Here is a 23,657-nt window from a genome sequence, read left to right as displayed (position 1 = left end):
GAAAGAATATGAATAACGTAGTGTGGACAATTGCCGGATCTGATTCGGGCGGCGGTGCAGGTATTCAAGCAGATATAAAAGCAATGCAAAGTTTTGGTGTACATGGCTGCACGGCAATTACGGCGCTTACTGCACAAAATAGTTTAGGCGTAGAAGCTATTAATGCAGTGTCTACCGATATTATTGAATCGCAGTTACTTGCGCTTGAAAAAGACATGAAAGCCAAAGTAATAAAAATTGGCATGTTAGCCAATGTGCAGCAAATTCAGTTGATCAGCGAGCATATAAGCCACTATAAAGCTAAGTGGTCTGTGCCTCCCGTTATTGTATATGACCCTGTTGCTATTGCCTCAAGCGGTGACTTACTAACAGAAGAGGACACGGTAAGTGCAATAAAAGAATGTTTACTGCCGCTAGTGGATGTAATAACTCCAAACACCCACGAAACACAGTTATTAACTGGTGTGTATTTAATTGGCCCAGCTGCAATAAAAGAAGCGGCTAATAAGCTATTAAGCTGGGGGGCAAAAGCTGTTGTTATTAAAGGCGGACATTGGGATTACCCAAGTGGCTACTGCATTGATTATTGTATTGATAGTAATACACAAAATGGTGAAGAATACTGGTTAGGCAATCAAAAAATACAAACCCCGCATAACCACGGCACCGGATGTAGCATGGCTTCGGTAATTGCAGCGTGTTTAGCTAAAGACTACCCATTAAAAGACGCCTTTATTTTAGCTAAAGCATATATAAACCAAGGGCTAAAACAGTCGGTACGTTACGGCGAAGGGATTGGACCGGTTGCTCATACATCGTTCCCTACTAATTTAGCTGACTACCCACAAGTGATTGAGCCGGGGAGTTGGCTGGGTGATGAATTAGATTTTGATGTGCCGCTTGATTTTAATATGGCTGCTGATTTTGCTCCATGTGAAAGTAAATCGCTTGGCTTATATGCAGTTGTAGATAGTACCGATTGGTTAGAAAAGTGCTTACAACAAGGTATTAAAACAGCGCAGTTACGCGTTAAAAATAAAACGCAAGACGAGCTTGATGAGCTCATTAAGCATGCTGTTGAGCTGGGCAAGCAATACAACGCACAGGTATTTATAAATGACTACTGGCAGTTAGCTATTAAGCACGGTGCATATGGCGTGCATTTAGGGCAAGAGGATTTAGACATTGCTAATTTAGCGGCAATTAAAGACGCTGGGTTAAGGCTTGGGCTTTCTACTCATGGTTTTTATGAAATGCTGCGTGCGCATAATTATCGCCCTAGTTATATGGCATTTGGCGCTATTTACCCAACCACAACAAAAGATATGACAGGTCAAATACAAGGCCTTGAAAAGCTGATTAAGTTTGTACCACTTATGCAAAGCTACCCAAAAGTAGCAATAGGCGGTATTGATTTAAGCCGTGCTGAGCAGGTAGCGAAAACAGGCGTGGGCAGTGTTGCCGTAGTGCGTGCGATTACCGAAGCTGATAATTACGTAGAGGCTATAAGCGCTCTGCAAGTGGCCATAAGCAGTGCCAATTAAAACTAACAAGGGTAATACTAATAAGGCTGATAAACGTGAGTGAGCTAAGCGATAAAGAAACTCTGCGTTACAGCCGCCATTTATTGCTTGAAGAAGTTGGGCTTGAAGGGCAATTAGCACTTAAATCCTCAACGGTTGCAGTAGTGGGGGCTGGTGGTCTAGGTAGCCCAGCGCTTTTATATTTAGCCGCTGCAGGTATTGGAACGCTTATTTTAATTGACGATGATGAGGTGGAGCTTTCAAACTTACAACGCCAAGTGCTTTATAAAATAAATCACTTAGGACAAAGCAAGGTCGCCGCAGCGGGTAAAGTATTAGCGAGTCTTAATAATCAAATAAACATAGTAACGCATTGTCAAAAGCTAGATGAGAGTAACGCAGCTAACATGCTCAAAGGTGCTGATATAGTACTTGATTGCTCTGATAACTTTAGTACTCGCTATTGCGTTAATCGTTATTGTATTAGTAATAAAACACCGTTAATTTCGGGTGCTGCACTCGCAACCAAAGGGCAACTAATGGGCTTTGATTTTAGGCAAAGTGATAGCCCATGTTATGGCTGTGTTTTTCCACAAAGCGAAGCTATACCAGTTATAAATTGCAGTAACGCAGGGGTGATTAGCCCGCTACTTGGTGTAATAGGCTCTATGCAGGCGCAACTTACGCTCAACTTATTGCTGGGGCATGCAGAGAGGTGTGAATTTATAACCTTTGATGCGCTCACTTTAAAACAACAGCACTTTAAAGTGATTAAAGATTCAGAGTGTAAAGAGTGTGGTAAATAAGTTTTTGAGGGGCTTGTGCCTTTTATTAAATGTAGCGTTAAAGAATTAAAAGCTGCGCTTTTCGCGTGAGCAAGCTTCACGCCTACAACATATCAAACTTTTGCACCAAGCTTGTTGACGCACAGCTTGCTGGCGTGACGAGCAAAGCTCGTAATTTCTATGCTTTGGTGTCTTCTCATTTACTCCTATTTGTGCAATAAGATCTTAAGTGATTTATTCACAAAGAGGTTAAGAGGGCGCTTCGCTTTAGAGAAGTAAAAATAAATAATTACTATGTTTTATGTCTTCTCATTTACTCCTCTTTTACTTCTCTTTGTGCAATAAGGTTTTAAGTGATTTATTCACAAAGAGGTTGAGAGGGCGCTTCGCTTTAGAGAAGTAAAAATAAATAATTACTATGTTTTATGTCTTCTCATTTACTCCTCTTTTACTTCTCTTTGTGCAATAAGGTTTTAAGTGATTTATTCACAAAGAGGCTAAGAGGGCGCTGCGCTTTAGAGAAGTAAAAATAAATAATTACTATGTTTTATGTCTTCTCATTTACTCCTCTTTTGCTTCTCTTTGTGCAATAAGGTTTTAAGTGATTTATTCACAAAGAGGTTGAGAGCGCTTCGCTTTAGAGAAGTAAAAATAAATAATTACTATGTTTTATGTCTTCTCATTTACTCCTCTTTTGCTTCTCTTTGTGTAATAAGATTTTAAGTAATTTATTCACAAAGAGGCTAAGAGGGCGCTGCGCTTTTCGCGTGAGCAGGCTTTACGCCTACAAAAATAAAAAACCGCGTTTAAATAAACGCGGTTTTTTGATTTCTAATTAACGATTGATTTTAGTCGTTAATTTTTGCAAACGCAGTACCTAAGCGAGTAACCCCTTCAGGTAATTGATCGTCCAGTATTTCAGCTTTATCAGCACCCCATGCTAGTACCACAGTAGAGCCTAATTTAAATCGCCCCATTTCTTCACCCTTTTTAAGCGTGATAGCGTTATCGCCAGTGGTTGGGTATTTCCAACTAAATACATCGCTACCAGCTGGTGGCGTGACAGTACCGGCCCAAATCGTTTCTATGCTGGCTACAATTGTTGCGCCAACAAGTACCATTGCAAGCGGACCAATCTCAGTTTCAAAAATTGCTACTACTCGTTCATTACGCGCAAACAAGTTAGGCACGTTTTGCGCGGTAAGTGGGTTTACTGAAAATAAATCACCTGGCACGTAAATCATTTTGCTTAGTGTGCCATCAATTGGCATATGAATACGGTGGTAATCTTTAGGTGCTAAATAAATCGTTGCAAACTTACCGCCTAAAAATGGTGTTGTATCATCTTGTGAGCCGCCTAGTAGCGCTTGTAAGCTGTAATCGTGACCTTTAGCTTGTATTAGCTGTCCGTCAACAATATCGCCTAGCTGGCTGATTGCGCCATCCACTGGATGAATGATGATATTGCTATCTTCTACCATTGGGCGCATGCCGTCTTTTAAAGGGCGAGTAAAAAATTCATTAAAGCTTTTATAATGAGTCGGATCTGGGTATTGGGCTTCGCTCATATCTACTTTATATTGCTTAATAAATAGTTTAATTAAAGTCGTTGTTAAAGCACCTGCTTTAGCTGCGGCTAATTTACCCACTACGCGTGAAATAAAATGTTTTGGCATTGCGTACTGCATTGCGATTTTAAATTTGTCTAAACTCACAGTATTTATCCTAAATTATACGCGAGGCGCACGGGCGCCTGCACGGCCATCGGCCATTGTTTCTAAAATTCGGTGGTAGCTGTCAAAGCGCAATTGAGAAATTTTGCCATCTGCTACAGCTTCTTTAACTATACAGCCCGGATCGTTTAAATGTTTACAGTCTCTAAAGCGGCATCCGCCTATAAATTCTCTAAACTCTTTAAAGCACCAGGTTACACGCTCAACATCTAAATGCCATAAACCAAATTCGCGAATTCCTGGCGAGTCGATTAGGTTACCGCCACTTGGTAAATGGTGAAGGCGTGAAACAGTTGTTGTGTGCTGGCCTAGGCCGCTGTTTTCAGATACTTCTTTAGTTAATATTTCAGCGTTAGGTAATACAGTATTAACGAGGGTTGATTTACCCACACCACTTTGACCAACAAAAATGTTATTTTTACCAACAAGTACTTCTTTTAATTCATCAATACCATTACCCGATATATTACTAACAAGGAGTACTTGGTAATCAAGTTTACGATAGATATCGAGAACTTTTTGTATTTCGCTAAGACCTGCGTCATCAATTAAATCTATTTTATTGAGTACTAAAATTGGCTCAATACCCATATCTTCACAGGCTATTAAATAGCGGTCGATAATACTTGGGGTAAACTCAGGTAATACCGCCGATACCATGAGTATTTGATCAATGTTAGCCGCAATAACTTTTACGCCGTCGTAAAAGTCAGGGCGGGTAAGTTGCGAGCGACGCTCTTGCGTGGCTTCAATTACTCCGGCTAAATCACCTTCACTTACTTTGGCACGGCGAAACAATACCTCATCACCACACACTAAATTTGACACGGTACGTCGTATATTACAACGAAGTACATCGCCATTTTCAGTTTCGACATCGGCGTGTTGGCCAAAACGACTGATCACAATTGCGCTCTCGACCTGACCTAAATTATCGGTTTGCCACTCTTGCGCGCCTTTTTTAGCTGGTCTTGAGTCTGCGCTATTAATGCGCTTTTGGTGGTTGGCCTTGATCTGACGCGATTGGCCTTTACTTAATTTTTTCTGTTTTGCCACTGGAGGCCTATAACCTTAGTTAAATGTCGCTTTTCCTAAAAAAAGCTTTAGCTCGACGGTTGATGCTAATATGATATATCGAAATGCGTTGGATCTAAAGGAAAGCACCGCTTAGGTAATTATGACTATTAATAAATCAAATTTAATTTGGCTCGATCTTGAAATGACAGGACTCGAACCAGAGACCGATAAAATACTCGAAATTGCGACGGTTGTCACTGACGCAGACCTGAATATATTAGCCGAAGGGCCAACCATAGCTATTCATCAAAGTGATGAATTACTAAATGGTATGGACGAGTGGTGTACTACGCAGCATGGTAAGTCGGGTTTAACAGCGCGCTGTAAAGCAAGTACATTCGATGAAGAGTATGCCGTGGCACAAACGTTAGATTTTTTAAAACAGTGGGTGCCTGCAGGTGTATCACCAATGTGTGGTAATTCAATTGGGCAAGACCGCCGCTTTATGAATAAATACATGCGTGAACTTGAAGATTTTTTTCATTACCGCAATCTTGACGTGAGTACTATTAAAGAATTAGCACGTCGCTGGAAACCCGAAGTGCTTGCAAAAGTGAATAAAAAAGGCTCGCACCTTGCTTTGGATGACATTAAAGATTCGATTATGGAATTAAAAGTCTATAGAGAAAATTTCTTTAATTTGTAAAAAACACTTGCAAACACATCGGATTATTGTAGAATCCTGCCCCGCTCAAGACGATAACCCACGCGGGGTTAGTGTGTTTGAGTGATTGAATTACCATCAATAAATGCGGTACTAGCTCAGTTGCTAGAATGTTGAACGCGACCTGTCGCGCTTAAGCGTAAAATAACTGAAGAAATAAAAAATGCGGTACTAGCTCAGTTGGTAGAGCGCGACCTTGCCAAGGTCGAGGTCACGAGTTCGAGCCTCGTGTACCGCTCCAATTTCTAACCAAAAGAAATTGTAGTGTTGAATGAAAATATAATGCGGTACTAGCTCAGTTGGTAGAGCGCGACCTTGCCAAGGTCGAGGTCACGAGTTCGAGCCTCGTGTACCGCTCCAATTTCTAACCAAAAGAAATTGTAGTGTTGAATGAAAATGTAATGCGGTACTAGCTCAGTTGGTAGAGCGCGACCTTGCCAAGGTCGAGGTCACGAGTTCGAGCCTCGTGTACCGCTCCAATCTTTTTATATCCTTTCAAAATCCTTTGTATTAAAAATCATAAATAAAATTATAATTTAAAATCTCTCTTATCTACTTTATTTTTTGTGCAATATTCAGCATTAAAGTTTTGGTTGTTAGAAGCTATGGTTTCTCGCGCGAGCTATGCGCCTACAATAAAGCTGTTGTACTTTGAAGTTATGAGGTATGAGTGAGGTACAGAGGAGTCAATACTTTGAAACCGAGAGCTTTTATTAAAATAGCTCCCCCTGAATAGTTGCTATAACTCGTCTAGAGCCACCAGAATCGCGATGTTCACCTAAATAAATACCTTGCCATGTACCTAACGCTAAATAACCATTTGAAATAGGAATACTTAACTCGCAGCCTAACGTACTGGTTTTTATGTGTGCAGGCATGTCGTCGTCACCTTCATAATCGTGGCGATAATAAGGTTGACGCTCAGGAACGAATTTATTGAAATGGCTCTCCATGTCCATACGAACAGTGGGGTCTGCATTTTCATTTATTGTAAGGCTCGCTGAGGTATGCTGAATAAATAAATGTAACAAGCCTATTTTGTAACTCGCCAGTTCAGGAAGCTGAGACAATATTTCGTCATCGATTATATGAAAACCTCGCGGGCGAGGCTTTAATGTAATTTGCTTTTGCTGCCAACTCATAATTTATCGAAACTAACTTCAATGTTTGCATTACCAGCATCACAGCTAAATGGCATGATGATTTTTTTACCTTGGCTTTTGTGAGTAATTGTATGACCCTTACCCGATACCACAATAGGCGTTGCCATATCAAAGTCGAAGCCTTTCTCGCCAAGTAAATTTTTAGCACCACCTGTTACCATGTTGGTTATTTCGCCAACCATATCAGTAACTTCTTCATCTATGGTATCAGGGCGTTCGCCAAGCATACGCTCCATGATGGTCAATGCTAATCCTTCATCAAATGTAATTGAAAATGATCCTCGCGTTTGCGGGCCAACCATACCAATCAAACCTGATACATCACCACAGGCTATCTCATCAGTTTTAATGCGAGGTTTACCTGGCTTCAATTGAGTTTGAGCCATAGTGCTCAAAACATTAATTAAAGAAGATAAAAAGGGATTGATGAATTCTACATTCATAGTGGCTACTCTTAAATTTGTTCTGTGAAATGACTATATAGTTTGAGTATAGTCACTAAGGATAACTTTGAAGGATTATGATGCTCTGCAAGATTCACATTTACCATGTGCTTCTATTGTCTGCCCTGATACAACAAACCCACCTTCGGCAGCTAAATTATTTAGCTCATGCGAAATTACACTCGAGTGTAATTCTTTGACAAAACCACAGGTATCGCAAATTAACAATTGTACTGGGTGTATATGATCAAAATGATGACACAGCATAAATGCATTTGTGCTTTCAATTTTATGAATAAAACCTAGCTCAGCTAAAAAGTCTAATGCACGATAAATAGTTGCAGGTTTAGCACCCGTTTCAGTTATTTTTAATTGCTCAAGCAAATCGTATGCACCAACACCACCTTGTGCGCTGGCTAATAGGCGAAATACTTTCTCGCGGATAGGCGTAAAACGCGCACCACGGTTGTCACAAACTTGTTTTGCTTTACTTACGAGTGATTCTATATTCATCATTACTCTTATCCTTATGCTACCGTGATATACTAACATACTGTGTTGTAGTTGCAGCGTTTTTATTAAGCGCTTTTTACCTAGGAAACCCAGTAATGCACGAACTATTAGCTATATTTATTTTCTTTTTTGCGGTTATTGACCCCATTGGTACTGTACCTGTATTTATTGCAGTCACACGTGGTGATGATGAGAAATTTAAACGTAAAGTTATATATAAAGCGGTAGGCGTATCTGCATTAGTGCTCTTATTTTTTGTACTTGCAGGTGAGCAATTACTTAACGCAATTGAAATTCCGCTTTCGGCTTTTCAAATAGCCGGCGGTATCATATTACTTATTTTTGCGCTCTCAATGATATTTGGTGAAAGTAAACCAGAAGCCGAAATTAAAAGTGTACGCGACAGCACTGAAACCGCTATTTTTCCGCTTGCGATTCCCTCTATCGCGAGCCCTGGCGCTATGTTAGGCGCCGTATTAATGACTCGTAATGAAGAATATACTTGGGTTGAGCAGTTACTAACGTCTTCGATGATGCTTGCTGTATTGGCTGTTGTACTGGTTTTGTTACTGCTTGCAACGCATGTACATAAATTAATTGGTGACAGTGGTGCAAGTATAGTAAGTAGAATTATGGGGCTTATTTTAAGCTCGGTTGCGGTTACCAATATTTTAAATGGCATAGCCCATTATTTTGGCTTGCAGGTTTTCTCTTAACATTGATGCTCGCTAGACTTTTGTGTAAAATGCAGCGCCTTTTAAGCTGTGCTTAATAACTTTAATACCCTGAGGTTTGCTTTGAATAAATGTACTTTGGATAGACGCTTTTCTGTGGCCCCAATGCTTGATTGGACTGATCGCCATTGTCGTACTTTTCATCGCAAAATGACTAAACATACTGTGCTTTATACTGAAATGATAACCACAGGGGCTATTTTATTTGGTCGAGGCGACTACTTACATTTTAATAAACACGAAGGCCCAGTTGCGCTGCAACTTGGTGGCTCTGATCCTAAAGCGCTTGCGCAATGTGCAAAACTTGCAGGTGAGCGTGGTTATGACGAAATAAATTTAAATGTAGGTTGCCCGTCAGACAGAGTTCAAAATGGCCGATTTGGCGCATGTTTAATGGCTGAACCTCAATTAGTTGCTGAGTGCGTAGCAGCAATGAAAAACGAAGTAAGCATTCCTGTTACCGTTAAAACGCGTATTGGTATTGATGAGCAAGATTCGTATGAGTTTTTATGTGCGCTTATTGAAGCGTCTCATAAAGTAGGGTGTGATGATTTTATTATTCATGCTCGTAAAGCATGGCTTAATGGTTTAAGCCCGAAAGAAAATCGTGAAGTTCCACCGCTTGATTATCCACGTGTTTATCAACTTAAAAAAGATTATCCGCAGCTAGACTTAAGCCTAAATGGCGGTGTTAAAACAATTGAGCAGAGCCTAGAACATTTGCAACATATTGATGGTGTAATGATTGGGCGTGAGGCTTACAGCAACCCATTTATGCTCAATGACGTTGATGAGAAAATTTATGGTGATGCTGCAAACACGCAGTCACGCCACGACGTAGTGCGTTCAATGTATGACTACATTGAAGAAGAAATGCGTTTGGGTGCTAATTTTTGGCATATTGCACGTCACATGCTCGGTATTTTTCAGGGGCAGCCTGGTGCGCGAGGTTTTAGACGCCACCTTTCTGAAAGTGGTCACGGTAAGCAAGCTGATTTATCGGTAATGGATAAAGCATTAAGCTTTGTACCAGAATAAAAACTAAGCTTTAAAAATTCTAAATTTAAGCCACTTTCGAGTGGCTTTTTTAATCCTAAAAATTAGTCAAAATCATAATTTATTGGCCAATTCCACTCTATGTTGTTCAGCTTAAAGTCACTAAAATTTAGAGTGTTTGTTATTTACCATTATGATTTTAAATGCTTTATTTTCTTTTTGATGGACTTGGCACAACTCTTGGAATCTTCTTGTTGAAATTAATTAAAAATCAACAGGAGAATACCATGGGAATATTTAACCGCGTAAATGATGTAATTCAATCAAACATTGTCGCCATGCTTGATAAAGCAGAAGATCCAGAAAAACTTTTAAACCTAATGCTTACCGAGATGCAAGATGCATTGAATGAGTGTCGTAGTACAGCAGCCGCTTTATTGTGTGAAGAGAAAGTAATTAATCGCCAAATTGATACTAAAAAAACAGAATTAGCAGCTTGGCAAATAAAAGCAGAACGTGCGGTTGAGAAGGGCAGTGATGACCTTGCTAAATCAGCTTTACTTGAGAAGCAACGCGTTAACGAAAGCATTGAAAATAAGCAAACTCAACTAGAAACATTGCAAGAGTCTATTGCAAAAATTAAGTCTGATTGTGAACGCTTGCAGCAAAAAATGGCTATGGCTAAAACTAAGCAAGCTCAGTTAATGCAACGCCATAATGTTGCTATTGCTAGAGGGCGGATCAGTACGCAACTACAAAGCGATAAAGTAGCTCATGCGTTGTCTCGTTTTGAACAAATAGAGCAGCGTGTTGAAGGTATTGAAGCTCAAGTAGAGGCTTATGAGCTGACTGATACAGCAAGTTCTACCAGTGCCCAAATTGAGTCGTTAGTTAAAAATGAAAAAGTTGATGCTGAGTTGGCTCGCTTAAAGGCGAACTTAAATACTAATTTAAAACACACTGCTTAGGAGATTGCTATGAACAGCTTTAATCGTCAACGAGGTTGGTATAAAGATACTCTGAATAAAAAAATATCGGGTGTTTGTAGTGGTTTAGCCCATAGATTGGACTTTCCGGTATGGGCAACACGCGTAGTTACTATTTTATTGTTTTTGAGTTTTCCGTTTGCAGTTGCACTTGGCTATTTTATAGCGCATTGCTGTCTTGAAAATAAAGAGTATTAATACCAACAGGCATAAATATTTGAACAATTTAACGAATTAAATCACCCTATAACGTTGTTAAAAATTTTAATTTAGAACAGCTAAGTATAAAAATTTTTGCCTAGTTATAGCGCAATTTTCTTATCGTTAAATAGACCTCATGTATAAGCCGGTTGGTATAAGGAGAATTACTATGAAAGCTTTGGCAGTATGTGTAATTATCTATTTATTACTGTTTACTGATTTAATAACGTTTGTGCAGATTGATTCTTGGCAGTTGCCGTTATGGATTGCTGACATTAGTTGGGCTGGGCTCGAGCTTGTAGGTGCTTTGGCCGCAATTATTGCTGTAGTTGCGGTAGTGGCTTTAATTACTATGGGATTAGTTGGTGCTGGTGTAGTGGCATTAGCAGGGACTGTTTTAGCGCTTTTATTCGGATCTATAATGATTGCATGGCCGTTACTATTTGTTGCAGTGTTGTGTTGGCTTGTTGCCGATAACAAAAAAGTAGCCTCTTAATCCTTAATTTGACTGACTATTATAGGTTAACTATGTTAAATTTAGCCTGTAATTTAAAGTTTTCATAAGGATAAGAATGATGACGAAACTATGTTTTTCGATGGCTTCTGCATTAATATTTAGTTTTTTTTCGTCATCGTTGGCGGCGCACTCAGGGCACGATCATGGTTCTGATGTGGCTGTGCTCGAAGTAACTAACGCGCAAGTTAGAGAGTTTTTACCTGGCAGTACTTCAACTGTAGGTTATTTAACCCTTATTAATCACAGTGGAGCCGCAGCAACTTTAACTAAGGCAACTATTGATGGCTTAGGGCGTGTTGAAATACACGAACATTCACATGTAGACGGCATGATGAAAATGCTACAAGTTGAATCGGTTGAAATTAAGGCGCACGAAAGTGTCAGCTTTCAGCCTGGCGGTTATCATTTAATGGCATTTGAACCACAAGAGCCATTAAAAGTAGGACAAGAACGTAAACTCACACTATATTTTAGTGACGGTAATCGCTTATTTACTAATGCTCAAGTCGTGTCGCTTGAAGCGCAAGCTAAGCAGTCAAAACCATCTACTCAACACGCTCATCATTAGGAGTACACATGTCGCAACATAAAGGAAAAATAGCAGGAATAATTGTTTTACTGCTTATCATTTTTTACGCAATTGCTGTTTATTGGAGCACAGAACCTTCACGTTTTGACGTTGTTGCAAACGCGAAAGAGCAAGCGCAGCTTCGTAATGAAAAAATAGTAACGGGTTATGTAACTACTTCTACATTAATTACGGTAGCCAATACCTTACTAGATAAACCGGGTGGCTACTTATCAAATGATGTAATACCACCAAGTATTATTATGGATGATATGCCAGCGTGGGAATATGGCGCACTAGAAATGGTACGTGATTTATCGCTTTCTATGCGAAAAGATTTTAGCCGTTCTCAATCACAATCAACGGAACATGAAGCCCTTAAAAAGGCGCAGCCGCAGTTTAATATAAGCTCTGAGGCATGGGCATGGCCAAGTGCCGAAGGTGAGTACCAAAAAGGTATTGACTACTTAATGGTATATCGTGGACAAATTGCTAATGAGCATGAGCGCGATAGCCAATTTTACGCACGAGCAGATAACTTACGTAGTTGGCTTAAAGAAGCTGAAAAACGTTTAGGTAGCTTAAGCCAACGTTTAAGTGCCAGTGTAGGCCAAGAAAAAGTAAACACCGATTTAGCGGGTAATTCATCTAATAAACAAGCAACTCTTGCGCCACTGCAGCAGCAAGTAAGAACACCATGGTTAGAAATTGACGATGTGTTTTACGAGTCGCGCGGTGCTACTTGGGCGTTACTGCATTTTTTACAAGCGATAGAGTATGACTTTAATGACGTGCTTGAAAAGAAAAATGCACGTGTAAGCTTACAACAAATCATACGTGAACTTGAGGCGACTCAAGAAACAGTTTGGAGCCCACTTATTTTAAACGGCAATGGTTTTGGCTATGTGGCAAACCATTCTTTAGTTATGGCAAATTATATTTCTAGAGCCAATGCGGCTTTAATCGAACTCAGCGAACTACTAGCTCAAGGATAAAAAATGAAAAAGTATTGTTTAGCAGCAGCCCTTTCAATGGCATGTTTAGCACCAGCAGCGCAAGCTGACACTCTACTAGGTTTATACGTAGGTGTTGATGGGTGGAAGTCAGATAACGATGGTCAATTTTCTTATAAAAATAATGCATCTCAAGATTTTAATTTTGAAGATGAGACTTTTGTAAGTTACTACGCGGCACTTGAGCACCCTGTACCATTAGTTCCAAATATTAAATTAAAGTATACCGAGCTTGAGTTAAATGGTTCTGCGCTACTTACAGATACATTTAGCTTTAATGGCTCTGATTATGTTGTAGGCTCTACGGTAAATACGGTAAGTGATTTAACACACATCGATTACATTTTTTATTATGAGATTTTTGATAACGATTTAATCTCAATTGACTTAGGTTTAAATGCTAAGCAGTTTGATGGTGATATTGTTGTAAATGGTACTACTCAAAATGGTGGTACTAACTTTACCGAAACAAAAGATTTCTCTGGTTTTGTGCCTCTTGCGTATGGCCGTGCCGAAGCCGGCTTACCATTTACTGGTTTAAGTGTATTTTTTGAAGGTAGCTTTTTGGCTATTGACGATAGCAAAGTACAAGATTACCAAGTAGGCGTAGCGTGGGAACTTATTGATAACCTAGCAGTAGATGTTGCTGTTAAAGCAGGTTACCGCTCTATGGTATTAGAACTTGATGATGTAGATGATATTACTACTGATATTGATGCATCTGGCCCATTTGCGGGTATTCAGGTTCACTTTTAATTAGTATTTTCTAATTAAACAAAGCGTGGCATATTATTTTATTGCGTGCCACGCTAAATCAAACTCTCCCTCCAGCGCATTATTAATCAACTGCTTATAGACCTTATTTACAGGAAAATTAATGAGTTTAGATAACTCATCACCTGTTTGCGTGAATTTATAATAGCTCAATACCAAATCACTACTTTTTGCTTTTAACGTTACTTTTTGCGATAAAAATGAAAGGGTAAGTTCTTGTCCCGCTTTAAGCACTGCAGATTCAATTTCTTTTCTATACAGTAAATTAAGATCCATAAGTGTTAAAATATCAGGAAAACTAATACCTGTTTTTCCTAAATTTAGAGACACTTTATTGCCTTTTCGTAGCAAATCAAACAATGACGGTTTTTTGTAAAAGCCGAGTAAAATAAAGTGGCTGTCGTCTTTTTCGTTATAGCCTGAGAGCGATACACATTTTTGCAAAGAGTCAGCTTCTCGCTGTGTCATATGCTTTAACGTTTGCAGGCTTTTAATTGAAAACGTACCAGGGTGGAGTGTTTCTCCCGTTAAAATTTTGGCCCATAAAGTTTGCATTGACGCATTTGAAGTATCTTCGCACAGTGCGATAAAATGCTCTACCCAGTCAGAATCAGGTTGTTTAGTACTTGCTACATCGGGGCAAAACCCCATAGCCATTGCTAAAATTGACTCTATATTTTGTTGTTGTTTTATTAGTAGTAAATCTTGGCGCTTTTGGGCACGAGCTAAAACAGAGTTTTCACTGTTGATATGATAAAGCGGCTTAACTTGGCCTTTAATATCGTAACTTTGTTCGGAGGTAGGCAGTATTCCGTTACTGCCTATTTTTGTTATAGGGTAACCAAGTAAGGATTCGATAATGTTAGCAAGGTTAATTCTCGCTTGTGCTGTCTTGACTGGCATGACTGTGCATTGTCCTTTGTGAATGACTAAGCTGAGCAACAGTTTTAAGGTTATTTAACCCCATTGAAACTGTATTACGGAGCACATATTCGCTCAAAATTGCGGTGTAACCCGATATTAAAGGGGCGGTTGTTTGTCCGTTAATCTTACATATTAAAGTGACGATACCGTTTTGCTCACTAAAATTAAAAGTCCCCCTAATAATATGCTCAGCATTTAAAAGTATATTAAAGCTGACCTTATTTTGACTCACCGAAGTTATGATCATTTCACCATACCCCCATTTTCCCTTCCAAGACTGATGAGCACCCAGGCCAGAGCTCGGTTCGCCCAAGGTAAAACGTATACTGGGGTCTACTTTTTCCCATGGAGACCATTTTTGCCATTGATTAAAGTCAGTAATTAGCGGTTTTACTGCGTCAATATTTGCATTGATTTCTATTGTTTTATTTACATTATAACTTTGGGGAAGTATCAGCCCTACCAGTACTAATACCAATAACAATAACAGTACGCCTTTGATCAATATTTTTAATGGTTTAATAAGCACACCTTTTATTAGTTTTTTGAGTTGAAATACAACAACTTTTTATTAATCGACTATAGTATGAATTAGATTATAAACCAAAAATAATTTATAAATTGCTACCTAGGAGAGCGAATGTCGTCAGATCAAAACGATTTTTTATTTTTTGAACAAGACTATGAAGATGATGCAGTAATTGAGCCGACTAAGTTTTGGGATATTTTAATTGTTGATGACGAACCTGAGATCCACTCTGTAACAAAGTTAGCTTTGTCTGGGGTTGAGTTTTTGGGGGCAGGCTTGCGATTTCATGATGCCTATTCGGGAGCTGAAGCAATAGAGATTTTAGCTGAAAATAACGATATTTCAGTTATTTTTTTAGACGTTATTATGGAAACTGACGATGCTGGCTTGCAGGTTGTAAAAAGGGTGCGTGACGAATTAAATAATCAACATGTGAGAATTATTTTAAGAACAGGGCAAGCTGGTAATATACCAGAAGAAAAAGTAATACGTGAATACGATATAAATGATTATAAAACTAAAACAGAACTCACTCGCTCTAAATTAGTAACATCGCTCATAACCGCTATTCGCTCTTACGAGCAGGTATGCCAGCTTGAATATCAAAGTGATGCAATGAACACGATTGTTTCTGCATCAAAGTCTATTTTAGGGCTTACTGATATTAAGCAACTATGCAAAGAAATCATCAAGCACATGAGTATTATTTTAAAGTGTTCACCTCGAGGGCTTGTGTGCAGCAAATTAGACGGCGATGACTTTATTCAAGTATTAGGTGGTTGTGGGCATTACGAAGACTACTTTGGTGAAAAATTAATTAATGTTGATAGCAAAGTATTTAAACAAGTTGAGTTGTGTTTTGATTTATTAAAGCATCAACATACAGGCTCAAGTGCAACATTTGTATTAAAAAGTAAGCATAGAAAAGCGGCTTTATATATAGAATGTGACCATGTTCCTTTGCAAGCACAATTGCAGTTTGCTGAAATCTTCTTAACAAATGTGAGTGTTGCCCTGGATAATATAAGGCTGTTTGTAAAGTTAAGAGATGCAGCTTATAAAGATGTGCTTACAGGTATTTCAAATCGTACCAATTTTATTGAACGGGTAGAGCGTTATCAAAAGCCGCACGTGAATGATTATGTATTTGTACTACTTGATATAGTTAATTTTGCAGATATTAATAATGGCTTAGGGCAAGAGGTCGGCAATAAAGTATTAATTGGCATTGTGCAAAGGTTAAAAGAAAACTACCCAACAGCTAAGTTACTATCTCGTATTGGTGCTGATGTTTTTGGTTTTATTATTCGCCGTGATGAACTCGACTTAAAAAAATTGAATGAGCAGTTAGGTGTTCCATTTTGCGCAGAAGAGCATACATTGCCTATCGATTTTAGATTGGGTTTATGCCAACAGCAAGACTTTCAAAGTAGCGGGATTGATACACTTAAAGTTGCTTATATTGCACTTAATCAAGCTAAAAAAACAAAACACAAAGAGGGAATTTATTACAGTGTAGACATGCAAGATAAAATGGCTTGGCGCATAGGAATTATTAGGCAATTACGCCATGATTTTGCTCGAAACAAGTTAGAGGTATGGTACCAACCTCAACTTTCATTAGGAGACTTGTCTCTAATTGGGTGTGAGGCATTACTTAGGTGGCCCACCGGTAATGGATCATATATATCGCCAGCGGTATTTGTTCCACTTGCAGAAGATGCGGGCTTGATTGTTGATATAGGGCAGTGGGTTTTAGAGCAAGCTTGCCAACAACAAAAGCGCCTAGAAAATATGGGTACCGAAATTTGTATTGCGGTTAATGTGTCTGTTCCACAGTTTAAAGTAAAAGGCTATGCTCAAAACGTTAAAAATACATTATTAAAATATGGCGTTAAGCCAAAAAACATAGAATTAGAAGTCACTGAAAGCGTAGTAATGGATGAACTCGAAACTGTTATTAATACACTTAGAGAGCTTCAAGAGCTAGGGATGGAAGTTGCTATTGATGACTTTGGGACTGGCTTTTCATCGCTTAGTTATATACAAAGTTTACCCTTGGATAGATTGAAAATAGATCGTGCATTTATTAAGGATCTGCCAAATGATGACACTGGCGCTATTGCTGCCTTAGTTATTTCTCTTGGTGCTAAGTTGGGTTTAAAAACGATTGCTGAAGGCGTTGAAACACAAGAACAAGCTCAGTTCTTAAAAAACTTAGGCTGTGATGAGGTACAAGGTTTTATGTATGCTAAACCAATGCCTGAGCATGAATTGATAGAATTTATAAATAAACGCTAAAAAAGATTAACTTATTATTTAAGCTAATGAACGATTTAGAATTTAAAGCGCGATATGCTTTGACTACTTTGTATATATAAAGAATTTAGTAGGGTATAATTCGCGCCTTTTGTTATTCTACGGCCACAATTATGAGCACACTCAAAGCTAAGCGCGCCTTATTTTCATACCCTAAATACTGGGCTGAATGTTATGGCACCGCGCCATTTTTACCAACTACACGTGAAGAAATGGATGCACTTGGCTGGGATAGTTGCGACATAATAATAATTAGTGGCGATGCGTACGTTGATCATCCTAGTTTTGGTATGGCTGTAATTGGCCGTGTACTTGAAGCGCAAGGCTTTAGAGTGGGGATTATTGCCCAACCTGCATGGGACTCTAAAGATGCATTTATGGAGCTCGGCAGACCGAATTTATTTTTTGGTGTAACAGCCGGCAACATGGATTCGATGATCAACCGCTATACAGCGGAAAAACGCATGCGCCACGATGATGCTTACACGCCTAATAACGTTGGCGGTAAGCGCCCAGATCGCGCCGTGATGATTTACTCGCAAAAATGCCGTGAAGCATACAAAGGTATCCCAATTGTTATTGGCGGTATTGAAGCCAGCCTTCGCCGTATTGCTCATTACGACTATTGGCAGGAAAAAGTACGTCGTAGTATTTTGTTTGATGCAAAAGCCGATATTTTAATTTACGGTAACGCAGAGCGCCCGCTAGTTGAAGTTGCACACCGTATTGCGGCGGGTGAAACGATGGATACGATTCAGGATATTCGCGGCACGGCTGTTATTCGAAAAGAGCCTCTACCTGGTTGGCGTGGCAGTGATTCTACCGCTATTGATAAAATTGGTAAAATAGACCCTATTCCAAACCCATATGGCGCGGATGATGTTGGCTGTAGTAAATCTGAATTTAAACAAGCGGGTATTGATTTAAAAGCAGAAGCGGCAAAACCAATCATGGTTCAGCCTGCACGTCCTAAGCCGTGGGAAAAAACCTATGTTAAGTTACCTGCTTATGAGCAAGTAAGTGTTAACAAACCTTTATACGCCCATGCCTCGAGAATTTTACATCAAGAAACAAACCCTGGTTGTGCAAGAGCGCTTTACCAACGACATGGCGATCGCTCTATTTGGGTAAACCCGCCAGCATATCCATTAGAAACACATGAAATGGATGCTGTATTTGGTTTGCCGTATCAGCGTATTCCTCACCCAAGTTATGGTGATGCTAAAATCCCTGCTTACGATATGATTAAAACGTCTGTTAATATTATGCGTGGCTGTTTTGGTGGTTGTTCGTTTTGCTCAATTACAGAACATGAAGGGCGCATTATTCAAAGTCGTTCACAAGAATCTATTATTGAAGAAATTGAACAAATTAGAGATAAAGTTCCCGGCTTTACTGGTGTTATTTCTGATTTAGGTGGCCCAACGGCGAATATGTATAAGCTGCGCTGTACGAGCAAAAAGGCCGAGAGTACCTGTAGACGCTTATCATGTGTGTATCCAGATATTTGTAAACACATGGATACAGATCATACGCCAACAATAGATTTGTATAAAAAAGCACGTGAAGTTAAGGGTATTAAAAAGGTATTGATTGCTTCAGGTGTACGTTACGATTTAGCTGTACGCGACCCGCGTTACGTTAAAGAATTAGTAACGCACCATGTAGGCGGTTACTTAAAAATAGCGCCAGAGCATACAGAGGATGGTCCATTATCAAAAATGATGAAACCAGGTATGGGAGCGTACGATCAATTTAAAGAACTATTTGATAAGTACTCTAAAGAAGCCGGTAAAAAGCAGTATTTAATTCCTTACTTTATATCTGCTCACCCAGGTACAAAAGATGAAGACATGGTAAACATGGCTTTATGGCTTAAATCAAACGACTTTAAGCTTGATCAGGTACAAAATTTTTACCCATCACCTATGGCTAATGCGACGACTATTTACCATACAGAGATGAACTCTTTACGTAATATAAAAAACAACTCAGAAGTTGTTCCAGTACCTAAAGGCGCACGCCAACGTAGATTACATAAAGCTATTTTACGCTACCACGATGCAGCTGGTTGGCCAATGATACGTGAAGCTTTACGTAAAATGGGTAAAGCTAATTTAATTGGTAAAGGGCCTAACTGTTTAGTGCCAGAAGAAGGGCGCGATGAAAAATCAGGTAAAGGTGGTAAAAAAGGTGGGCGTCCGGCACTAACGCGACATACTGGTTTTAGCCAATTTAAAAAGGCAAACACTAAGCCAAAAGTGGGCGGTAATCGTCAAAGCACACGTTAGTAATTTTATTCGCTAATAGATAAGGCTAATTGCGGTACGCGTTTTTTAGCTTTTGTATACGTAAATTAAGTCAGCTTTGCTCTTTATTATCTATATTATTGTAGGTGATAAAGAGTGAGGTTTTAGAGCCCCCTCTCTTTAGATATCCTGTGCTAAGTTTAGCTTTTTTTTAAAGCATTGATGATAACCACAAACGCAATTTAAGTGACCATAACGGCTGAATGCCGGTGAGTCCTTGCGTCATTTTATTATCTTTTAAGATTATATAAGATGGCGTGACTTGTCCCTGCCAATCGGAAAATATCTCCCCGTGTTGATCGTTAACAGTACTGAAGCTGTAGCCTTGCTCATTTAAATAATCATGCAGCTCTTGATCAGAGCCTGATTTTATCGCGATGCTCACAACAGGGTATTTATTCTCGTTTGCGAGTTCGTTTATGGCAGGGGAGGTAATACTACAAATAGGACACCAAGTTCCCCAAAAATACACAAGCGTGGGTTTATCTTGGCTCATTGCTGCTAAATTAATGTTTTGCCCTTTATAGTCGATTAATTGTAATTGAGGATTTGCTGGCATGACAGGTTGCCGCCACCAATTGACGGCGGTATAAATGACGAAAAATATAGAGCTATATACCAGTACACTTTTTAATATGGATACGCTTTTTTGTTTTAGCGTTTTTTTAGGTATGTCATTTTTATGTTTGGTATCCGTTGCCATAGCTACTGATTTACCCTAACTATTTTTGCTGTAGTTTTTTACATTTAAAGCGTTTAATTTATATCAGCAACCATGTAGCAGTACCTAAAAAGGCGAATATACCAACAATATCAGTCACTGTGGTTAGCACCACACTCCCTGCAAGAGCAGGGTCTATATTCATTCTTTTAAGAATTATTGGAATACTTGCACCAGCAACACCTGCCACCACTAAGTTCATAAACATAGCGAAGGCGAGTACGCCACCAAGCATAAAGTCCCACTGCCATAGCGCAATAACACCCGCAATTAATAGTGACCACAAAATACCGTTTAGCGCGCCAATGGCCAGTTCTTTCATCATCAAGAAACGTTGGTTTGTTTGGTTTATATGACCTACTGCAATACCACGGATAACAAGCGTTAATGATTGGCTACCAGCAACACCACCCATAGAAGGGACAATACCGTTAAGCACAGCCAAAATAGGGAGAACATCTAAAGTGCCTTCAAAAAAGCTAGCTACAAAAGCAGCTGCAAGTGCGGTTAGTAAGTTAACTCCTAGCCAAACTGAGCGTTTTTTAGAGCTTTTTAGTACTGGCGCGAATGTATCCTCTTCATCATCAAGACCGGCTAGGCTTAATAAGCTATGCTCGGCATCTTCTCGGATTACATCAACGATGTCATCGATAGTAACACGACCGAGGAGTTGGTCGTTATCGTCCACCACTGGGGCCGATATCCAATTATGACGCTCAAATAATTGCGCTACTTCACTTTCATCCATTGAGATTGGGATAGACTCACAATCTTCATCCATTAAATCGCGGACAATTTTTTCTGGCGGATTAGTTAATAATGTACTCAGCGATAAAGCGCCTATAAAGCAGTTATGTTTATCAACAACATATAAATCATCTGTACCCTCTGGTAACTCACCACGCAGTCTAATATAACGAAGTACAACATCGAGTGTTACATCAGGGCGAATGGTCACCGTATCGGTGTTCATTAGCGCACCTGCTGAACGCTCTTGATATGACAGTGCTTGCGTGGCACGTTCACGGTCTTGAATGTCCATCGCGCTAACAACGTCTTTATAGACGGTATCTGGCAGGCTACGTAATACTTCACCTAAGTCATCGTGGCCCATGTCTTCAGTTGCGGCGGCAATGTGCTTAGGTTCCATTTGGGCAATAATGCCTAAACGAACATCTTCAGATAATTCTTCAAGAACATCACCCTGCACATCAGGATCGACCAATTGCCAAAGCAGTCGGCGAATTTTATGCGGTGATGATTCTAATAATAATGCGGTATCACAAGGAGCCGTTTTTGCGAGCATGCGCCTAACTTGAACAAATTGACCACTATTGAGTGACTTCGTCACCTGCTTTAGTTGCTGTAGTGGATAATCTTGTTCAAAAGCTTCTGGCATTGGCGTCCTTTATAAATTGTTATATTACTTTATGGGGGGAGGTGAGTTAACTGGCGTTACTAACCTATTTATTTTATATATCTGTTTTAATTGAAGCACTAGTAATGCGAATATTGTTTTTATAAAACAGATTATTCTTGTTCATTAAAGCGTTGTGCTATTAATTCTCCAACAGCGTGTAAAGCTTGCTCAGAATCAGGGCCTTTACAAACAACTTTAACTTCTTTTCCTTGGCTACTTTCAAGTAACATTAATGCAAGTACGCTATCGCCTGCTGCTTCTTTGTCATCTTGGAATAATGTGATTGTCGCATCAAATTGTACTGCTAATTGCGCAAGCACAGTAGCTGCTCTGGCGTGTAAGCCTAATTTGTTTTTTATTAAAAAGGTATCTTCACAATGCATAACTTACTCTACCTAAGCTGAACAGGTGATTATTCAGCTATATTATTTTTCTTGCTCGCGATGGCGAATTTTTACATTGGGATGTGTCATTGCAAAACTTTCACCGATAGTTTGCGCTAAATACACAGAGCGATGTTGCCCGCCTGTACACCCAATAGCAATGGTTAAATAACTGCGGTTATTTCTTTCTAAATGCGGTAACCACGTTTGTACAAATGTTTGAATTTGCCATGTGAATTTTTGCACTATGCTGTGATTAGCTAAATAGTCTTTAACCGGTTGATCTAACCCATTTAAAGGCTTCAACTCTGGTTCCCAGTGTGGATTTGGTAAAAAGCGTGCATCAAATACGTAGTCTGCTTCTTTTGGTATACCGTGTTTAAAGCCAAATGATTCAAATGTGACAATCAGTTGCTTATCTTTTTTACCTAAAATCTTTTCACGAATAGATTCAGCGAGTTGATGAACACTTAAATCAGTCGTATCTATCATAAAGTCGGCGCGAGTGGTTAATACATCAAGTAATTCTTTTTCTTTTTTGATGGCTAAATCAAGGGGCAACGAGTCTATTGATAGTGGGTGTAATCTGCGTGTTTCAGAAAAACGTTTGATCAATGTCTGATCGTCGCTATCTAAATAAAATAACGTAGGGTTTGCAAAGCCTGGTAAGTATTCAAGAATATCGTTAAATTCATCTTGTTCTTTAGGGATGTTGCGCACATCAATGCTAACAGCAATTTTATCGTAGCTATCAGATACACTGCGAACTAATGAAGGAAGTAGGTTTACTGGAATATTATCTACGCAATAATAACCTAAATCTTCTACAACGCGCAAAGCAACCGACTTTCCAGAACCAGAACGGCCGCTTATGATAATTAACTCCATTTAACACCCTTTATAAAACTATGATTGATCGACAATAACTTGGTAAAGCTCAGTATCAGATTTTGCACTGCGTAACTGTTTACAAAAATCTTTGTTGTTTAGTTTATCAGCAATGGTTGCTAGAGTCTTTAAGTGCTGCTGGTTATCGCCATCTGGTACGATGAGTGCGACAAAAATATCAACAGGGCGATTATCGATTGCATCAAAGTTTATTGGAGTTTCGCTAACGAGCACTAAAGCCAAAGGCTCTTCTGCACCGCTCATTCTTCCATGAGGAATAGCAATGCCACGCCCTATACCTGTACTACCTAATTTCTCTCTGCTCATTAAAGCATTAAGAATATCTTGTTGCGGTAAATACGGAAGTTTGTCGTGAGCAAGTTCGCTAATGAACTCTAAAATTCTTTTTTTGCTATTAAAAAGGACCGCAGCTTTGCTGCAGTCCTGGCATATAAGTGAACTTAATTTCATCAT

At 39.3% G+C, this 23,657-nt stretch carries 25 protein-coding genes and 3 tRNA genes; 16 read left to right on the top strand and 12 right to left on the bottom strand.

Going from position 1 to position 23,657, the window contains the following annotated elements; translation table 11 throughout:
* Nucleotides 1-8: 8 nt before the first annotated feature.
* Both thiE and H5092_RS02355 read left to right on the top strand, forming a co-directional pair.
* Complete coding sequence (gene thiE / locus H5092_RS02360; RefSeq protein WP_182732822.1) at nucleotides 9-1,544, top strand: thiamine phosphate synthase; 1,536 nt, start codon at nucleotides 9-11, stop codon at nucleotides 1,542-1,544.
* Between the two features lie 35 nt (nucleotides 1,545-1,579).
* Nucleotides 1,580-2,329: a HesA/MoeB/ThiF family protein gene (locus H5092_RS02355; RefSeq protein ID WP_154904271.1), complete on the top strand. Its 750-nt coding sequence runs from the start codon at nucleotides 1,580-1,582 to the stop codon at nucleotides 2,327-2,329.
* Between the two features lie 827 nt (nucleotides 2,330-3,156).
* Here H5092_RS02355 and asd read toward each other — a convergent pair.
* Nucleotides 3,157-4,023 (bottom strand): archaetidylserine decarboxylase, encoded by an 867-nt coding sequence (gene asd, locus H5092_RS02350; protein ID WP_182732821.1) that lies wholly within the window; start codon nucleotides 4,021-4,023, stop codon nucleotides 3,157-3,159.
* Nucleotides 4,024-4,038: 15 nt separating this feature from the next.
* Nucleotides 4,039-5,097, bottom strand: coding sequence for a small ribosomal subunit biogenesis GTPase RsgA (gene rsgA, locus H5092_RS02345; RefSeq protein ID WP_004336055.1), 1,059 nt, complete (start codon nucleotides 5,095-5,097; stop codon nucleotides 4,039-4,041).
* A gap of 121 nt (nucleotides 5,098-5,218) precedes the next feature.
* On the opposite strand from rsgA, the gene orn reads away from it, so the two are divergent.
* The 4 genes from orn (at nucleotide 5,219) to H5092_RS02325 (ending at nucleotide 6,261) form a co-directional block, all read left to right on the top strand.
* Nucleotides 5,219-5,764 carry an oligoribonuclease gene (gene orn, locus H5092_RS02340; RefSeq protein WP_004336052.1) on the top strand — a complete coding sequence of 182 codons (546 nt, stop codon included), beginning with the start codon at nucleotides 5,219-5,221 and terminating at the stop codon, nucleotides 5,762-5,764.
* Nucleotides 5,765-5,947: 183 nt separating this feature from the next.
* Nucleotides 5,948-6,023 (top strand) — tRNA-Gly (locus H5092_RS02335).
* Nucleotides 6,024-6,066: 43 nt separating this feature from the next.
* Nucleotides 6,067-6,142, top strand: a tRNA-Gly gene (locus H5092_RS02330).
* A 43-nt stretch (nucleotides 6,143-6,185) separates the two neighbouring features.
* Nucleotides 6,186-6,261 (top strand) — tRNA-Gly (locus tag H5092_RS02325).
* 234 nt (nucleotides 6,262-6,495) lie between these two features.
* Here H5092_RS02325 and H5092_RS02320 read toward each other — a convergent pair.
* The 3 genes from H5092_RS02320 to H5092_RS02310 form a co-directional block, all read right to left on the bottom strand.
* Nucleotides 6,496-6,924: a secondary thiamine-phosphate synthase enzyme YjbQ gene (locus tag H5092_RS02320; RefSeq protein WP_024589772.1), complete on the bottom strand. Its 429-nt coding sequence runs from the start codon at nucleotides 6,922-6,924 to the stop codon at nucleotides 6,496-6,498.
* Nucleotides 6,921-7,388 (bottom strand): chemotaxis protein CheX, encoded by a 468-nt coding sequence (locus H5092_RS02315; protein WP_007580265.1) that lies wholly within the window; start codon nucleotides 7,386-7,388, stop codon nucleotides 6,921-6,923. The genes H5092_RS02320 and H5092_RS02315 overlap by 4 nt, the downstream gene beginning before the upstream one ends.
* 75 nt (nucleotides 7,389-7,463) lie before the next feature.
* Nucleotides 7,464-7,901 carry a transcriptional repressor gene (locus tag H5092_RS02310; protein WP_002957918.1) on the bottom strand — a complete coding sequence of 146 codons (438 nt, stop codon included), beginning with the start codon at nucleotides 7,899-7,901 and terminating at the stop codon, nucleotides 7,464-7,466.
* A gap of 95 nt (nucleotides 7,902-7,996) precedes the next feature.
* On the opposite strand from H5092_RS02310, the gene H5092_RS02305 reads away from it, so the two are divergent.
* The 8 genes from H5092_RS02305 to H5092_RS02270 all read left to right on the top strand — a co-directional run bounded on the left by H5092_RS02305 (nucleotide 7,997) and on the right by H5092_RS02270 (nucleotide 13,672).
* Nucleotides 7,997-8,617, top strand: a complete 621-nt coding sequence (locus tag H5092_RS02305; protein ID WP_149602124.1) for a MarC family protein — start codon at nucleotides 7,997-7,999, stop codon at nucleotides 8,615-8,617.
* A 123-nt stretch (nucleotides 8,618-8,740) separates the two neighbouring features.
* Entirely contained in the window at nucleotides 8,741-9,673 is a 933-nt protein-coding gene (dusA, locus tag H5092_RS02300; RefSeq protein ID WP_039485439.1) for a tRNA dihydrouridine(20/20a) synthase DusA, read from the top strand.
* A gap of 245 nt (nucleotides 9,674-9,918) precedes the next feature.
* The gene (locus H5092_RS02295; RefSeq protein WP_182732820.1) at nucleotides 9,919-10,599 is read left to right on the top strand and encodes a PspA/IM30 family protein; all 681 of its coding nucleotides are present in this window, start codon (nucleotides 9,919-9,921) and stop codon (nucleotides 10,597-10,599) included.
* A 9-nt stretch (nucleotides 10,600-10,608) separates the two neighbouring features.
* Nucleotides 10,609-10,815, top strand: coding sequence for a PspC domain-containing protein (locus H5092_RS02290; RefSeq protein WP_101163631.1), 207 nt, complete (start codon nucleotides 10,609-10,611; stop codon nucleotides 10,813-10,815).
* Between the two features lie 172 nt (nucleotides 10,816-10,987).
* Nucleotides 10,988-11,314, top strand: a complete 327-nt coding sequence (locus H5092_RS02285) for a hypothetical protein (RefSeq protein ID WP_002957925.1) — start codon at nucleotides 10,988-10,990, stop codon at nucleotides 11,312-11,314.
* A gap of 79 nt (nucleotides 11,315-11,393) precedes the next feature.
* Entirely contained in the window at nucleotides 11,394-11,903 is a 510-nt protein-coding gene (locus H5092_RS02280) for a copper chaperone PCu(A)C (protein ID WP_404936171.1), read from the top strand.
* Between the two features lie 8 nt (nucleotides 11,904-11,911).
* Nucleotides 11,912-12,898, top strand: coding sequence for a DUF2333 family protein (locus H5092_RS02275; protein WP_024603343.1), 987 nt, complete (start codon nucleotides 11,912-11,914; stop codon nucleotides 12,896-12,898).
* Nucleotides 12,899-12,901: 3 nt separating this feature from the next.
* Nucleotides 12,902-13,672: a TIGR04219 family outer membrane beta-barrel protein gene (locus H5092_RS02270; protein ID WP_002957929.1), complete on the top strand. Its 771-nt coding sequence runs from the start codon at nucleotides 12,902-12,904 to the stop codon at nucleotides 13,670-13,672.
* Nucleotides 13,673-13,705: 33 nt separating this feature from the next.
* Here H5092_RS02270 and H5092_RS02265 read toward each other — a convergent pair whose 3' ends face one another.
* Together H5092_RS02265 and H5092_RS02260 are read right to left on the bottom strand one after the other, a co-directional pair.
* On the bottom strand, nucleotides 13,706-14,593 hold the full coding sequence (locus tag H5092_RS02265) for a TIGR03899 family protein (protein ID WP_182732819.1): 888 nt from the start codon (nucleotides 14,591-14,593) through the stop codon (nucleotides 13,706-13,708).
* Nucleotides 14,562-15,143, bottom strand: a complete 582-nt coding sequence (locus tag H5092_RS02260; protein ID WP_080945049.1) for an SRPBCC family protein — start codon at nucleotides 15,141-15,143, stop codon at nucleotides 14,562-14,564. Before H5092_RS02260 ends, H5092_RS02265 begins: the two co-directional genes overlap by 32 nt.
* A 111-nt stretch (nucleotides 15,144-15,254) precedes the next feature.
* On the opposite strand from H5092_RS02260, the gene H5092_RS02255 reads away from it, so the two are divergent.
* Both H5092_RS02255 and H5092_RS02250 read left to right on the top strand, forming a co-directional pair.
* Nucleotides 15,255-17,444, top strand: a complete 2,190-nt coding sequence (locus tag H5092_RS02255; RefSeq protein ID WP_182711419.1) for an EAL domain-containing protein — start codon at nucleotides 15,255-15,257, stop codon at nucleotides 17,442-17,444.
* Nucleotides 17,445-17,575: 131 nt separating this feature from the next.
* Nucleotides 17,576-19,753, top strand: coding sequence for a YgiQ family radical SAM protein (locus tag H5092_RS02250; protein ID WP_182694728.1), 2,178 nt, complete (start codon nucleotides 17,576-17,578; stop codon nucleotides 19,751-19,753).
* Between the two features lie 169 nt (nucleotides 19,754-19,922).
* Here the strand turns inward: H5092_RS02250 and H5092_RS02245 are convergent, their stop codons facing one another.
* From H5092_RS02245 to ptsN, 5 genes are all read right to left on the bottom strand, one after another.
* On the bottom strand, nucleotides 19,923-20,330 hold the full coding sequence (locus H5092_RS02245) for a protein disulfide oxidoreductase (protein WP_220488593.1): 408 nt from the start codon (nucleotides 20,328-20,330) through the stop codon (nucleotides 19,923-19,925).
* Between the two features lie 202 nt (nucleotides 20,331-20,532).
* On the bottom strand, nucleotides 20,533-21,891 hold the full coding sequence (mgtE, locus tag H5092_RS02240) for a magnesium transporter (protein ID WP_002957935.1): 1,359 nt from the start codon (nucleotides 21,889-21,891) through the stop codon (nucleotides 20,533-20,535).
* A 131-nt stretch (nucleotides 21,892-22,022) separates the two neighbouring features.
* Nucleotides 22,023-22,295 carry an HPr family phosphocarrier protein gene (locus H5092_RS02235; protein WP_002957937.1) on the bottom strand — a complete coding sequence of 91 codons (273 nt, stop codon included), beginning with the start codon at nucleotides 22,293-22,295 and terminating at the stop codon, nucleotides 22,023-22,025.
* Nucleotides 22,296-22,337: 42 nt separating this feature from the next.
* The gene (gene rapZ, locus H5092_RS02230) at nucleotides 22,338-23,183 is read right to left on the bottom strand and encodes an RNase adapter RapZ (protein ID WP_002957938.1); all 846 of its coding nucleotides are present in this window, start codon (nucleotides 23,181-23,183) and stop codon (nucleotides 22,338-22,340) included.
* A gap of 18 nt (nucleotides 23,184-23,201) precedes the next feature.
* Complete coding sequence (gene ptsN, locus H5092_RS02225; protein WP_024595797.1) at nucleotides 23,202-23,654, bottom strand: PTS IIA-like nitrogen regulatory protein PtsN; 453 nt, start codon at nucleotides 23,652-23,654, stop codon at nucleotides 23,202-23,204.
* Nucleotides 23,655-23,657: the final 3 nt, after the last annotated feature.

Origin of the sequence: Pseudoalteromonas sp. SR41-7, assembly GCF_014163935.1 — a bacterium.
Classification (GTDB): domain Bacteria; phylum Pseudomonadota; class Gammaproteobacteria; order Enterobacterales; family Alteromonadaceae; genus Pseudoalteromonas; species Pseudoalteromonas distincta.
This window is presented reverse-complemented; position numbering and strand designations above follow the sequence as displayed.

Bases quoted from the DNA above. Each gene is read 5' to 3' on its own strand.
- H5092_RS02310 (WP_002957918.1), bottom strand. From the start codon at position 7,901: ATGAATATAGAATCACTCGTAAGTAAAGCAAAACAAGTTTGTGACAAC.
- H5092_RS02285 (WP_002957925.1), top strand. From the start codon at position 10,988: ATGAAAGCTTTGGCAGTATGTGTAATTATCTATTTATTACTGTTTACT.
- H5092_RS02315 (WP_007580265.1), bottom strand. From the start codon at position 7,388: ATGAATGTAGAATTCATCAATCCCTTTTTATCTTCTTTAATTAATGTT.
- rapZ (WP_002957938.1), bottom strand. From the start codon at position 23,183: ATGGAGTTAATTATCATAAGCGGCCGTTCTGGTTCTGGAAAGTCGGTT.
- dusA (WP_039485439.1), top strand. From the start codon at position 8,741: ATGCTTGATTGGACTGATCGCCATTGTCGTACTTTTCATCGCAAAATG.
- ptsN (WP_024595797.1), bottom strand. From the start codon at position 23,654: ATGAAATTAAGTTCACTTATATGCCAGGACTGCAGCAAAGCTGCGGTC.
- H5092_RS02245 (WP_220488593.1), bottom strand. From the start codon at position 20,330: ATGCCAGCAAATCCTCAATTACAATTAATCGACTATAAAGGGCAAAAC.
- H5092_RS02320 (WP_024589772.1), bottom strand. From the start codon at position 6,924: ATGAGTTGGCAGCAAAAGCAAATTACATTAAAGCCTCGCCCGCGAGGT.
- orn (WP_004336052.1), top strand. From the start codon at position 5,219: ATGACTATTAATAAATCAAATTTAATTTGGCTCGATCTTGAAATGACA.
- H5092_RS02305 (WP_149602124.1), top strand. From the start codon at position 7,997: ATGCACGAACTATTAGCTATATTTATTTTCTTTTTTGCGGTTATTGAC.
- H5092_RS02265 (WP_182732819.1), bottom strand. From the start codon at position 14,593: ATGCCAGTCAAGACAGCACAAGCGAGAATTAACCTTGCTAACATTATC.
- thiE (WP_182732822.1), top strand. From the start codon at position 9: ATGAATAACGTAGTGTGGACAATTGCCGGATCTGATTCGGGCGGCGGT.
- H5092_RS02290 (WP_101163631.1), top strand. From the start codon at position 10,609: ATGAACAGCTTTAATCGTCAACGAGGTTGGTATAAAGATACTCTGAAT.
- H5092_RS02295 (WP_182732820.1), top strand. From the start codon at position 9,919: ATGGGAATATTTAACCGCGTAAATGATGTAATTCAATCAAACATTGTC.
- H5092_RS02235 (WP_002957937.1), bottom strand. From the start codon at position 22,295: ATGCATTGTGAAGATACCTTTTTAATAAAAAACAAATTAGGCTTACAC.
- H5092_RS02280 (WP_404936171.1), top strand. From the start codon at position 11,394: ATGACGAAACTATGTTTTTCGATGGCTTCTGCATTAATATTTAGTTTT.
- mgtE (WP_002957935.1), bottom strand. From the start codon at position 21,891: ATGCCAGAAGCTTTTGAACAAGATTATCCACTACAGCAACTAAAGCAG.
- H5092_RS02270 (WP_002957929.1), top strand. From the start codon at position 12,902: ATGAAAAAGTATTGTTTAGCAGCAGCCCTTTCAATGGCATGTTTAGCA.
- H5092_RS02255 (WP_182711419.1), top strand. From the start codon at position 15,255: ATGTCGTCAGATCAAAACGATTTTTTATTTTTTGAACAAGACTATGAA.
- H5092_RS02275 (WP_024603343.1), top strand. From the start codon at position 11,912: ATGTCGCAACATAAAGGAAAAATAGCAGGAATAATTGTTTTACTGCTT.
- H5092_RS02250 (WP_182694728.1), top strand. From the start codon at position 17,576: ATGAGCACACTCAAAGCTAAGCGCGCCTTATTTTCATACCCTAAATAC.